Genomic DNA, 13,361 nt, shown 5'->3' with positions numbered 1-13,361 from the left:
CCGGTTTTGCAGAAAATGCTCATGTCTTCTTCAGTGCAGGTTGGGCTGCGCGCCCACCCCCTTCTCATCGATCATGTGGCCGGTGCGGAACCGGTCCAGGCGATAGGCGGTCGCGACATCATGCGGCCGGTCTGTGGACAGCAGATGCGCAAAGCACCAGCCCGAGGCCGGGGTCGCCTTGAACCCGCCGTAACACCAGCCGCCGTTGAAATAGAGCCCATCAATATGTGTCCGGTCGATGAACGGAGACCCATCCATCGACATGTCCATAACACCGCCCCAGGCGCGCAGCAGACGCACCCGGCCTAGCGCCGGTATCAGCGCCACGCCGCTTTCCACAACATCCTCGATCACCGGCAGGTTCCCCCGCTGGGCATAAGTGTTGTACATGTCGATATCGCCACCAAAGACCAGTCCACCTTTGTCGGACTGGCTGCAATAGAAGTGGCCCGCGCCAAAGGTGATCACACCGTCAATCACCGGCTTCAGCCCTTCGGACACAAACGCCTGCAACACATGGCTTTCGATTGGCAGGCGCATCCCCGCCTTTTCCATCACGCGGCCTGAAGACCCGGCCACAGCCACGCCAACTTTCTTGGCCCCGATGAACCCACGCGAGGTCTCGACCCCCAGAACCTTGCCGTTCTCGATGCGAAAGCCAGTGACCTCGCAGTTCTGGATGATGTCCACGCCACGCTGATCCGCGCCACGCGCATAGCCCCAGGCCACCGCGTCGTGGCGCACCGTGCCGCCGCGCCGGTGCAGAAGGCCGCCCTTGATCGGAAAGCGGCCGTTGTCGAAGTTCAGAAATGGATACATCGCCCTGACACCCGCTGTATCCAGCAGTTCAGCGTCCGAGCCGTTCAGAATCATCGCGTTGCCCCGGCGCCGTGCCGCATCGCGCTGCGCATCCGTATGCACAAGATTAAGAATGCCGCGCTGGCTGACCATGGCGTTGAAATTGAAATCCTGCTCCAGCCCTTCCCAAAGCTTCAGGGAAAACTCGTAGAACGGCTCGTTCCCGTCCAGCAGGTAGTTCGAACGAATGATCGTCGTGTTCCGCCCGACATTTCCACCGCCGATCCAGCCCTTTTCCAGAACTGCAATCCGCGCCTCGCCGAACTCTTTAGCCAGATAGTAGGCTGTGGCCAGACCGTGGCCGCCGCCGCCTACGACAACAATATCGTATTGGCCCTGAGGTTCAGGGTCGCGCCACGCCGGTTCCCAGCCCTTGTGCCCGGTCAGAGCCTCTTTGATGACCCGAAAGCCGGAATATCGCATGCTTTGCCTCGTTCTCGTTTGGAACGCCGTCTGGCGTTCCGCTTGGCCATACTCATCGAATCTAAGACCAACACATGTCATTCCGCGACATTGTTTTTCGTTTTCGGGTCAAAATTCAGAGAAGTCGGTTAGGAGGCTTGACCTCCCGAGTATTCTAAATCGAGTGCTCGAACACAAGAAGCGGGCAATCGCACATGCGTCGTCAAGATGCTTGGTTCCATTCCGATCTGCAGATCTTAGCGCCAGAAACTGCGTTCGCTGATGTTCGACCTGTGTTTCGGCACGGTTCGCAGTAGCCGGGGAACATGAGCGTTTTTGAGAAGGGCGGGAGCTGTGGTATGATTTCACAATAAGACAAAGGATTTAGACATGTTTGAAGGTTTAAACCCCATAATTGCCTTCCGAATGTCCGAACGATTGCTGCTGACCGCAATAGTCATTGTCGTCGCTCTGGTTGTTCTTGTCGGATTCTGGAAAACCGTTCAAAAAATTACGGTGACTGACAGTGGCCCGCTGGGTGTTGCCGGGTCAATGGCCCTGTCCACCCCGGTTTTCGCGCTGTTGGCGGTGATACTGTATGCGTGGGTCAGTCTTTCGCATCCCATTTCCTATTCCGACGCGGCACCGCAGAGCGCTGCGGAAGAACAAGTTGCCGAAGCATCAGGCAGCGCCCCCAGCAGTTTCACAGGATCTCTGAGCCAGCAGTCCCATCAAGTCGCGGCGTCCGAGATCGACGCCTATGCGCGCCAGCAGGCCCGCCATCAGATCTGGACCCTGAACTGCCTTGCGGATTCGACAACCGTTCGCCCTTCGGCACAGAGCGACCTGATCAGCATCAAGCTGGCGTTGATGAAACAGGTCTGGCAGGACGATTGGGGCAATCCGGTGCAATTCGAACGCTGGGCGCAAAATCCATCAGAAGGCGTTCGCCCTTCCGATTCGGCGCTTGAGGTATTTGAAGGCAGGCACACGGGATGTTGAGGCTGGTTATTCTCATCTACGTCCTGATGACCGGCAGTCTTGCGGCCGAAGTCGTCTACAGTCCCGCCGATCTTCAGCGCGTTCGAGACCGCGCAATTCCCACGATTCAATCCGTCATGTGGCAGGACATCGTGCCACGCCTGCCTGATCCGTTTCGAGACCGCGCCAGTGACGTGCAGCTGTTTTTCCCGGAACGCGGTCCGGGGCCCATGTCATTCTATGCGTCACCCGCAAATGGCGAAATCTACATGCCATTGACCTCGTTACGGTTTTTCGATGATATCACGACTCTTCATGCCTGGTTTGAATCCCAGGACTGCCCGACGGAATACATTCAGACCTACCTCGCAGGACTTCTACGGGCGGGCGAGGATCTGCCGGCCCCGTTTGTCGCTTTTGGTCTGGATCGTGACCGGCTCTTTGCCGACAACTACACCTATGACCTGAGCGGCAAAATTTATTCTTCGGCAATTCAGTTCATTCTGGTTCATGAACTGGGGCATGTTCTGCTGGATCATCAGGCCGGTGTTGAAGGCGCAGAAAGCCGTCAACAGGAAGCCGAAGCCGACAGTTTCGCACTGGATCATTTCGCACGGTTGGGTGGAAACCCCATGGGAATATTCTGGTACTATCAGGCCGCATGGTGGCACGACCCGGCCAGTGACCGTGGAAGGCGCGAAAACACCCATCCGGTTTCAGCGGAACGCATCCGGTCGATGGCGAACCGGTTGATCGAGAACCCGGGCGATTTCGCCCATGGCGAGGCCAACCCCGAGCGTGAAGCGGGCTTTGTCAGGCAGCTTGGCGTCATGACGGCCGCATTTGCCGATCTGATTGACGATGACACTTTTCTGACCTGGATGGCTCCGGCGATGTTCAACGACTATCCGCTGTCCAATCTGCGTCAGGCCTGCCCCCACCAATAGGTGCGGATCAAAACCTTGCCAGACCGCACAAATCCCGTTTGCGTTACTCGTGTTTCGCGGGCGATGTTCGATTGCGGAACCTGCGTCATCGCAACGTCGATATCATCGTTTTGAATATCCTTGCGAAAACAGATCTGATGGTGGCACACGTAGGATATGAAAATAACGTTCAAACAAATCGATGCGTTCCGGACAGTGATTTCAACCGGAACTGTGACCGAAGCCGCCGAGGTGTTGGGGATTTCGCAGCCTGCGGTCAGCCGGCTTGTCTCGGATCTGGAATCCGAAGTTGGATTTAGCCTTTTTCAGCGCTCTGGCAGGGCGCTTGTTCCGACGGAAGAGGCGCGGCTACTGGTAAACGAAGTCCGCCAGGCCGTTAGCGGCATGGAACATATCAAGCAATCTGCGACGGCGATCCGTCATTTCGGCCACGCACGCCTCAGCCTGGTTACCACCCCGTCATTTGCGTCACAATTGGCACCGGATCTTATCAAGGAATTTTCGGAAACCTGCCCCGAAGCGATGGCGCGCATGGAATTCGAAGCCAATGACGACACTGTCGAGTGGCTGGTGTCGCAGAACTATGATTTCGGCATCAAGACAAGCCCGCCATCAAACCCGTCCTTTGAAAGCCTGAAGCTGTATGACGACGATGCCTATTGCGTGCTGCCCAAAGGTCATCCGCTTGCGGCCAAGGAAATCATCAAAGCCCGCGATCTGCAGGACGAAAGCTTTATCTCATACATGGGCCTGTCCCGCTTTCGCTTTGAAGTGGATCGGTTTTTTGAGGCTAATTCTGTTACGCGACGAATGAAATACGAAGCCCGGACAACGGACGGGATCTGCCGTCTGGTCGCGCGCGGCCTGGGCGTATCCATTGTCGGATCGTCCAGAGATTACCTAAAATCGATGCCCGGGTGCATTGCCCTGCCCTTTGCGGCGCCGCTTAGCTTTCAGGCCATCCTGTTCTGGTCCAAAAACGAGCCTTTGTCGGCGGTTGCAAAGATCTTCCTGGACCTCGCCCGCCAGAAGGCAAACTCAGCCTAGATCATGCTGCAATTGGCGACGACATGGTCAGGTTGCGGAAATGATGACCTTTCGGAAGGTGGTCACGGCTCGGACCGCCTGAGTAAGGAAAGCAAAGAACGCATTCCTCGTCCGACATCAGGGTTCCAACCAACCTGGTCTCCAAGGCAAACACCCGGCCAAAGCTTGTTCGATTAGGCGCTCATCGACAGTGCCGCTAACAGACGACCTTCATTCAAACGTCTCCGATCCGTCCGGTTCGATGTGAGCGGCCTTGTTCATTTGCTGACGAAAGACTGCCAGTTCCTGATACATTCGCCGCCGCGCCCGGCTCTGGTTGCCTAGCGGGCGGTGGTCGGCCAGCGAATGCCAGGGATTGATCCGCAAGTTCCGCGCAAAAGACATCTGGGCCGGAGTATCAAATTCCTGCTGCGGGATATGAATACGCGCGACGGGTATCCAGGGCGATTTGTCCTCGGGCCACAGCACCGAAGCATCCTCGACCGGCATCAGGTGCGGGTCGGTCTGGACCTGCACCAGCATCTCAAATTCGGCCGGGCCCGCGCGCAGCGCGCGGGACATGTTGTCCCGTAAGTAGTTCGGCGGCACGCGCCCGAACGGAACGCCGGGGATGGTCATCGGCACATCGGTCAATGGTTTGTAAGAGTACAGCATTGCCTGCCCTTCGCCCAAAAGGTACGGCACGCAACTGAAGTAGCGCTGGCCCAGCGGATTGTACTGGGTCTCGTTCCACAGACCCTGCATGAGGAAGTCGATCAGGTGTGAATCCTTTGGGTTCAGGAAATACCAGATCGGCTCGTCAATTGTGCTCCAGTATTGCAGCTTGGCATTCTCGCGCACGTCCGGCGTCACGAATGTCGGCGTGACGACGGCGGGCCAGTCCTGAGTGAATTTCTCCTCCTCCATCAGCTTCGGCCCCGGCACGTCCATCAGCTTGACGGACATCGACCCGAACCCGACATCCCGAATGTCTTCAGGCACATCCGGGCCGGGCCCGGCAAAGCGAATATAGGCCGGATAGCTTCGTTCGGTTGCAAATACGCCTTTACGCAGGTTTTCGGGCAAATCGGGATTCACCGAAAAGGTTGCGCGTACCAGCCCGTGTGTTTTGGTATTGCCACCGCGTTCGTAGGCACCGGGTTGAAAATGCAGGTTCATCTGCTCACGCATCTCATCGATGATTGTCTGCAGCGCCTCCTCTTCCCAGTCGAATATCTTCTCCTCGGCCAGGCCAAGCCCAAGGTTCGGACGCTTGCGGTTCTTGAGACGCTGAAGAAAGCGCGCCGCAGGTGCACGCACCAGGCGGTTTAGCTGCGGGCGGTAAAATGGCTCCAACCTGCGTTCGAAGTGCAGCCCGATCTGAAGCAGTGAATGCAGAAAACGGCGGATGAAAAGAAGGATAGCGCGCATGAGGATCTCCTATTCCTTCTGTTCTGCGAGCAAGCGTAACGCGCGCAAGCCGGGCAGGAAGAAATAGCCGCCGCCCCTGACGGTCACGAATTGCGGCAGGTGGTCCAACCGCTCGGCGATACCGGTCGCACGCTGGATACTGAAACTGTCTGATGCCACGCCGCCGACGGGCTCGCGGCTTCCGACGATCGGATCCGCCTCACCGTGCAAACCATCGAAGGAAGGCGAAGACATCCAGGCGTTCTGCACAAATTCGAACTGGCGCGTGATATCGGCGCAAAGGCAGACAAAATGCAGCCCCCTTGCCTCTTGATCGACCCCTTCGTCTGACAGCGCCTGTTCAGGCGACAGTGGCGGCCCGTAGGCGCGCCCGCGACGGACAAGCCGGTGAAAGCGGGTCGACGCAACCAGATCATGCCGTCCCGGCAGCTTGTCCCGCCTGCGGCGGAACCCAAGCGTGCTGGTGATCCAGGCCAATCGACTGGTGACACCGGGTGGCTGATCACCGGTTCTCGGATTGGCCCGCCTGATATGGGCGCCGACCGGGCAGACCACGCCATCGATGTCATCCTCGTAGGTGAAATTGTTTCCCTCACGCCCGCCCTCGATCTCGCGCCTGCCCTTTATCAGCGGTGTGCCGTCCCGCGCGCGACCCACCATCGCCGTTGCCAGCGCTTCGCGGTGCGCGGCGTCGCCATGCGCCACCGAGTCGAGATGTCGCCAGAACCCCGGCACGTCCTGTTCAAGCTGGCGCATGACCAGATAGCTGCCATTGTGCCCAAAGCCGTTGTCCCCCGAGGCCGCGCCGGCATGCGCCGTTGATCCATCTTCGGCGGTGATCAGCGGACCGGAGGAGACTTCCTTGTATTCATTGACATGGCCCAGAACGACCTCGCCGGGTGCGATAAGATTGGAATACGTCTCTCGACCATGCTTGGGTGGGGGGCTTTTTCGGTCCCAATCCACTTTCGGCTCGCTGATACCATCGGCAAAACCGAAAGGCTCGATGCCGTCATTCAGGCGCGTCGGCAGTTCTTGGATGATGTCGAATGCATCGTGAAATGCGCGTTCAAGAATTGTCGACTTGAAAGGGCCGAGCCCGCGCTCGCGCGCATAGAGCATCAGCAGCACATGGACTTTACCGCCTTCCCACATCCAGTTTTCCGGCGCGTTTCCACCGGAATCACCAAGCCTTCGGATGCGGCTGTCTTCGCCCGCCATTCCGGCCAGAAATGGTTGCGAAAACTGCGCCAGAATCTCGTCCGGCAAACCAAGTGTGCGCAATCCGCCAGCCGTGAACGCAACCTGAAGCGCGACCTCGGGCGGGGTATCCAACCACTCGGCCGACGTTATGGGTGCGGATGCCAGCCAATCCCGAGCGGTCCGAGCATCCGAAACGGTCAGCAGCAGAAACTCGGCCTCGGGCAGCTTGCCATAACCAAACCGGATCAAGCCCTGCATGTCCGCGAAATCGACCGGTGTGGTCTGGATATCCCTGTTTTTGCTCATATCTTGGCCAGCCATTTGCGCAGCGCGCGAAGCCCGGGCGGCCGCCGTTCCAGCCCGGCGCGTATTTGCGAGTGCCTGTAGAGATCGACCGCAGTAAGACCGGGGTAGGCCTTGTACCAGACAAGGGTGGCTTGCTGGCGGTTCCGCAGGAAGCGTTTGAACTTGTGCTCCTGCTCGGCCCCATCCTTGATCAGAAACCGCGTACTGGGATAACCCACGCCGTTCGAAAACACGAGGTTGAGCCCCCAGGCAACTTTGTTGACGAAATCGTCCATGTAGCTTTCCAATGCACCATCGTAATTGCTGCAGAACATCACACGGCGCTTGTCATCGAAATAGACCCAACGCGCGAAATGGATTGTCTGAACGCGGGTGAGGTAGCCACGCGAGAAGATGTGCCTTGCTGCGTAATTCAACAGATACAGCGCAACCGTCGTCACCGCGCGCCGGAATCCACCGGGCTTGAGATCGCCAACCGCCGAAAAGGGGTTGGTGACGTCATGGTCTTCATAAGTGCCCATCGCAGCGATATGCGTGTCATCCGGGCGCGGCAGGATTTCGGGATCCGAACGCTCAAGTCGGCGCAGGCGCCAGATCAATAGCGGCGAGGCCAGCAGAACGAGCGGCGATATCGCCAAGAGCACCAACGGCACACCGAATTTTTCGGTCCAGTCGATGAAAACCCGCCGTAACGAAGGTGACCGCCTCGGCGTCAGGCGCAGGCGTCCTTCGCGCCGTTCGGCCGAGACAAATTCCTGCAACCGCTCGTGCAGCAGGATGGCATCTTTTGCCCCGTGGGCCTCAATAAGCGCGTGCAATTCCAATTTCAGAGCGTGCGCAAGCGCGGCTTCCTCGTGAATCTGCTGCACCGTGCGACCGCGCCTGTTTACGTAATTGGCGGCCTCGACCACATTGTGCCGGGCCATCCAATCACGCAGGTCCGTACCTTCACGGAAGTCCTCGCAATGCGAAAAGATGCGACGCAACCCTTCGCCCGCGTGATTTGCCATCTCAACCAGAAAGCTGTCCCGGTCTCCGTCCATATCGCCCAGAAACGCCAGATGCGGCGGGAAGGCGCGCGCTTCGACGCCATAAGCTTCAATGTCCCGCCATGTGTCGACTTGCGGAAGAAATAACCGCGCGACGTGCAAACGATCGAAATCAGCGAAGGGCACGATCGGGTTCTTGGGATCCGCAAGCCCCGGTTTAAGCACCATCTCGGACAGCAGCGCGCGCAAATCCTCGATGCGTCCCTCCGCAATGGGGGCCAAAATCAGAAAGGTGCTCTGCTGTGTCATGGCGGGGCCAGTCTACCAGATTTAGGACGATATCGCGTCAGCATTGAAATCCAGCGCGAAGTCGATCAGGCGATTGTCGTCCCAATAGACCTTGCCCAGATAGAGGCCAGGACCGATGGCCCGGATTTCGTCGCGGATCCATTGTGCGAGAAGCGATGTGTCGGAATAGTCCAGCACGATGCATTCCTTTCCATCGAGCCAGCTCTTGTCCTTGTAAACCTTGGCCAGAATGGCGTTAAGCCCAAACGGCAAGATACGATTGCGCAGCACCCCTTTCGACTGGTCGAAGACTTTGCCCTGCCAGGCAAAACTGTTGATAAAGCGCGAGATCAGCGGTGTGAATTTCGTGCCCGGGGCCACGATGGCGGTTCCTTCGGCTTCGCCGTCGGGAATGTCCCCGGCCGGTACGCTGGAAAACAGTTCGTCCAGTTCTTCCTGACTCATATCCATGAGCGACTCGATGCTATGTGCCATAATGGCCCCCTTTCTAGACAGTGACGTGTTTTGCATCCTCCAGAATGTCCTGGGCGGCTTTTTCGCCGACCATGTAAACAGAGGATGCGATGAAAAATCCCGGAATTCGCGGAAAGACCGAGGCGTCGGCTACCCGTAGCCCCTTTGTACTGTGTACGCGCAGGCGGCTGTCCAACACGCCGCTGTCGGGCGGCCCGATGGCGCAACTGCACGACGCGTGATGCCCCCAACACTCGTCACTTACAAACTGGGCGATTTCCGTATCCGTTTTGACATCCGGGCCGGGAATTTCCTCGGCCTCGATCTGGCCGTTGCGGCGCAGCGGCTCGGTCAGGTTGCGAACAAATTTCACCCCTTCGACAACCGCTTGCAGGTCGTCGTCGCCGCCTTGCTTAAAGTAGTTGAACTCGATGAGGGGCCGGTCGCGCGGATCAGCCGAGGCCAGCCGCACGCGCCCCGTCGCATTTGCTGTATGGGCCTTCAGGACGGCCCAGCTCAGATGGTTGCGGCTGCGCGCCAGATCAGCAGCATAGCCGGGGTAGTAGCCAGCGAACCGCCCTAACAATGCCATGCAAAACAAATCAGGCAGCTTCTTGTCCGGGCTCGAACGCCGAATAACGCCCAGCGCTGCGCCGTTGGTTGAATACAGACCCTTACCGGTGTCCTGCCATTCCCGCCATAGCGGATCGCCGGATTCATAACGGCAGTCGGTCAAGCTTTCCCAGCAATCCACCGCCATGCGGTTTACGACGGCAACTTCGTAGCGATCCTGCAGGTTGCGACCAACGCCGTCCAGCGCGATGCGTTGCGGAATACCCGCCCGAGCCAGTTCGTCGGCCGGACCAATTCCCGACAGCATCAGCAATTGCGGAGTGTTGAAGGCGCCACCCGCAAGAATAACTTCGTGTTTAGCCTGCACGCGCCGTCGAATTCCCTGACTGTCGCTTGGGGTTGCATGCGCACGATAAAGCCGCTCTCCCTTGAGGTATTCGACCCCGGTCGCGCGGTTCTGATCATCAAACAGAACCCGGGTCGCCAGTGCGTCCAGCTCGACCGTCAGACAATCCGGATAACGCCGTGCGGTTTCGAGCACCCGCTCTCGTGTGCCGATACGCCGTCCGTTTTGCGTGGTAAGCGGCGTGTAAACCAGGCCCTCGGCATTGTCGTCGATCCGGTCAAGGTCATTTGGATCTGCGGCACTCTTGAGCTGCCAGCGCAGGCGCCGTCGCACCTCGCCTGCATCACCCAGCATTTCGCGAACGGACGTGCGCACCATGTCCATGAGGTCGTCGTCGCGAAAGGCCGCCCGCGGGATCGCCTTTTCCGTCGAAAGCCAACCGCGATAGCCGTGGCCGGTCCGGTCGATGCCAATTGCATTCAGCGCCTTTTGCATCGGGCGATGGCGGCAGTTTTCGATCCGGCGGAAAATCTGATGCATCGCCTTCGGCGACCAACCGGCGTCGCCGGTAATCTTCTCGATGTGGCGCCAGTCTTCGTGATGCGGGTATACGAATATCATTGCGTTGTGTGCCGTGCAGCCACCCAGCGTACCCGCCCGTGGGTACAGTACGCCATCCGGCCCCGCCTTTGGATCGCGCGCCTGCAGGGCCGGGTCGGCATAGTGGCTGACATGAAAGTCCCAGCGCAGTGCTTCATTCTCGGTGGCGAAGGGATGAAATGCCGGCACGTCGTAGTCATCGGGCAACCGGTTTTCCGCGCTCATTCCTCGTACTCCACCTTGCGCCGAACGGGGATCGCTACCGGCCTCCAGAAGCAGCACGCGCATTCCCGCTTCGGCCAGTCGGGCCGCAACCGTGCCGCCGCCCGCGCCCGAGCCGACGACGACATAGTCATAAATGGGCGCGTCCACGCTCATACCTCAGAAACGTTTGAGGTAGGCGATCAGATCCTCCTTCTGCGGATCCGTCAGCCGGGTTCCGAAATAATGACCACGATTGACGACGAAGTCGGGGCATTTGCTGAGTTCGAGAAGCGGTTCGACCAGATCAGCGAACATGGCCCGCACTTGAGTATTGCTGGCATTGTCGGGCAAATCCTTCAGGTTCCGCTTGATCATGATGACAAGCCGGGCGAGCCTGAAATCGTGCTCGATCCGTTCCAACAAGTCGGCGTTGTCGAGCCGTATGTTGAGATTGGCAAGCAGGTTGATCGGTGTCCCCGCGGGGATCGGGCCCAGTTCGATGTCGCCGTTTTCGCTGAAAAGCCAGGGCAGTTCGTCCCGGAAGGGTTCGAACAGGCGCACCAGGAAGTCGGGCTGGAAACCACGCGGGATCATCAGGTAGCTTTGCTCGGTCGTGCGATCGATTAGTCCGGGCACCTTGTCGCCCAGTTCGCTGTCACGCAGCCGGCGTTCTGGCCACAGCATCTTGCGAATACCATCGTCGAAGGTGCGCATCCTGGCTGCGACCGACGGGTCGGGTTCATAATAGCCCACCGTGTTGTTCAACAGATACGGCGCCGTCGACCAGAGACTGATCAGCGAAGGTACACGCGTGTAACCACGACCGCCTGCAGGCATTTCGTACTTGAAGGGTTCGCCGGTCACCGGATGGTGCACCTCGATCTCGCCGACCGACGGCAGCGCCTTGTAAGTCGAGGACGAAAAATTGTCCCAGATGTTACCCTCGATGGCGTTTGTCGCCAGCGGGCTGCAGGCGTTTGTCTCAAGTAGCGTGACCGGAATCCGCATCTCATTCGACAGATAGTTATTTTCCAGAAAATCGTCGGCGTTGACGATTTCGGTTATCTCTGCCTTGAATTGATCCGTCTTGGTCAGCTCCCAGTAGTTCGACCAGCACTGCAGGTATCCCGGCCCCGAACATCCGCCTGGCATGGCCGCAAAGGCCGTTTCGGGCAACTTGGAGGAATGGCAGCGGGCGCAGTTTTCGGCAAACAGCATCTTGCCCCGGTTCACCGTCTCGTCATCTTCGGTCAGGTGCTCTGCCCCGCCCGGCGCGTCAGCCAAGTAATCCGGACGTCCGGCCTTGAGGAAATAGAGCGCAGTCAGCGGGGACTGCAGTTCCGTCGCGCGCCAATAGGCCGAATTCTTCTGCGCGGTTTCAATCTCGATGGGCGTGATCGTGCGGCCTCCGACAATCGGGTTGAAGTGCCGCGTCCATTCTTCACTGAAAAGACCGATATTGAGATAAACCCGGTTTAGCGCCCCAAGCGCGCCAACCGAATCCGCGCCGTCCTTCAGGACGCGCGGGCTGAAGCTGATATCGGGCGGCTCAAAAAGCTGGGTCAGCGGACCCTGATCCACGAAATCCTGAAACTGCATGTTGTCGCGCTCGCCCCCGGTCAGGCGTTCCTCGCCCAACCTTTCGGCTATGCGCAGACGTTCCTCCAGCAGATAGATCGCGTTCATTGTGCGCGGGTTGTTGATGTAGTCAGGCGACACCAGCGACGTATCAAGCGATCCGGGCCGCGCTGTGTGAATCAACTGGACCATGTATTGCCGGTCGTCCGGCTTCCACGCGAACACCCTGTCGAACCAGAAATACTGGGCGCCCACCGTCGCATTGAGATTGCGCATCTCGGGGTTTTCGGGGTCCTCCGGCGGGTCGATCGGGCTTGGACCGACATGGCAGAAAGCGCAAGACATGCCAACGCGATAAGGCCGGACCAGATCCTTGTCGAAATAGTAATCGGGGTCGTTGTAGAAACGCTCGGGATCCCAACGCCGCTCAGCGCGTTCGTCGAAATCCGGGTTGGGGAATAACCGAAGACCCAGAACGCCGGTTGGTTCACCGTAATATGAGCCGACAGGCATGTTGCGGCCCCGCGCACCGATTTCAACGCCCGGATATTTTTCGGCGTTGTCAAATGGGTCGGCGGCGCAATCGTCACGCCGTTTGTCCAGCCAGAGCCCATAGCGTTCGGGATCCGGGCCAGTCGCCTGATCGAAACACGGTTCGTTTATCAGACCCAGATATTCGAACCGATTGGCGCGTTGCGCTGGCAGATCAGGATGCGAAGACAGGGTCTTGAGAAGATCAAATTGACCGAACGTGTCGCGCGTCAGGCGATCCCAAAGCAAATCGTTGCCGCCGGTCCAGACCATCCACATGTTGCGACCCTTGATTTCATCCGGGCCAAGCGGAATGCCGTTGTCGATCTTGGCGAAATAGTCCTCGTCCGCGGGTGGAAAAGTCGTTTCGTCTCGCCCGACCAGCATTGCCTCGTCAAGCGGGCCTGAAAAAAGCTGCGCCAGGGCGGCAACGGGCAGAAGTGCGACCGGAAAAGTCAGCGAAATAATGCGACAAAACATCAGGCAAACTCCAATCTTCAGCTAGAAATTGGCATCAACCTCTCAGTTGGTACTGTCATATCAGTGTTGGTCCGAATCGAATTTATTGCAACCATGAAGGGAAAGCCGGGTATTTGCGCCTGGATCAAAGGGTTGGTTTTTGCG

Annotated in this window: 10 protein-coding genes; 3 read left to right on the top strand and 7 right to left on the bottom strand. The window is 58.5% G+C overall.

Annotated features, from left to right (window positions below):
- Positions 1-30 precede the first annotated feature (30 nt).
- Entirely contained in the window at positions 31-1,281 is a 1,251-nt protein-coding gene (locus ACR0CG_RS14630; RefSeq protein WP_170611663.1) for a sarcosine oxidase subunit beta family protein, read from the bottom strand.
- Positions 1,282-1,650: 369 nt separating this feature from the next.
- Here ACR0CG_RS14630 and ACR0CG_RS14625 point away from each other — a divergent pair, with 369 nt between their 5' ends.
- The 3 genes from ACR0CG_RS14625 (at position 1,651) to ACR0CG_RS14615 (ending at position 4,235) form a co-directional block, all read left to right on the top strand.
- Positions 1,651-2,262 (top strand): hypothetical protein, encoded by a 612-nt coding sequence (locus tag ACR0CG_RS14625; protein ID WP_480525829.1) that lies wholly within the window; start codon positions 1,651-1,653, stop codon positions 2,260-2,262.
- The gene (locus tag ACR0CG_RS14620; protein WP_480525827.1) at positions 2,256-3,188 is read left to right on the top strand and encodes a M48 family metalloprotease; all 933 of its coding nucleotides are present in this window, start codon (positions 2,256-2,258) and stop codon (positions 3,186-3,188) included. Before ACR0CG_RS14625 ends, ACR0CG_RS14620 begins: the two co-directional genes overlap by 7 nt.
- 156 nt (positions 3,189-3,344) lie before the next feature.
- Entirely contained in the window at positions 3,345-4,235 is an 891-nt protein-coding gene (locus ACR0CG_RS14615; protein WP_480525826.1) for a LysR substrate-binding domain-containing protein, read from the top strand.
- Positions 4,236-4,445: 210 nt separating this feature from the next.
- Here the strand turns inward: ACR0CG_RS14615 and ACR0CG_RS14610 are convergent, their stop codons facing one another.
- Genes ACR0CG_RS14610 through ACR0CG_RS14585 form a run of 6 tightly spaced genes read right to left on the bottom strand, consistent with a single transcriptional unit; the run spans position 4,446 to position 13,217 of the window.
- Positions 4,446-5,645: a catalase family protein gene (locus ACR0CG_RS14610; RefSeq protein ID WP_480525824.1), complete on the bottom strand. Its 1,200-nt coding sequence runs from the start codon at positions 5,643-5,645 to the stop codon at positions 4,446-4,448.
- 9 nt (positions 5,646-5,654) lie between these two features.
- Complete coding sequence (locus ACR0CG_RS14605; protein WP_480525822.1) at positions 5,655-7,154, bottom strand: Dyp-type peroxidase; 1,500 nt, start codon at positions 7,152-7,154, stop codon at positions 5,655-5,657.
- Complete coding sequence (locus tag ACR0CG_RS14600; RefSeq protein WP_480525820.1) at positions 7,151-8,452, bottom strand: hypothetical protein; 1,302 nt, start codon at positions 8,450-8,452, stop codon at positions 7,151-7,153. The genes ACR0CG_RS14605 and ACR0CG_RS14600 overlap by 4 nt, the downstream gene beginning before the upstream one ends.
- A 21-nt stretch (positions 8,453-8,473) precedes the next feature.
- Positions 8,474-8,926 carry a hypothetical protein gene (locus ACR0CG_RS14595; protein WP_170611651.1) on the bottom strand — a complete coding sequence of 151 codons (453 nt, stop codon included), beginning with the start codon at positions 8,924-8,926 and terminating at the stop codon, positions 8,474-8,476.
- A gap of 13 nt (positions 8,927-8,939) precedes the next feature.
- On the bottom strand, positions 8,940-10,796 hold the full coding sequence (locus ACR0CG_RS14590; RefSeq protein WP_480525818.1) for a GMC family oxidoreductase: 1,857 nt from the start codon (positions 10,794-10,796) through the stop codon (positions 8,940-8,942).
- 9 nt (positions 10,797-10,805) lie between these two features.
- Positions 10,806-13,217 carry a c-type cytochrome gene (locus ACR0CG_RS14585; RefSeq protein ID WP_480525816.1) on the bottom strand — a complete coding sequence of 804 codons (2,412 nt, stop codon included), beginning with the start codon at positions 13,215-13,217 and terminating at the stop codon, positions 10,806-10,808.
- Positions 13,218-13,361 lie beyond the last annotated feature (144 nt).

It is taken from the genome of Ruegeria sp. AB8, assembly GCF_056542605.1.
Note: the sequence above shows the minus strand (reverse complement) of the source record. Positions and strands in the feature narration are given on the sequence as shown.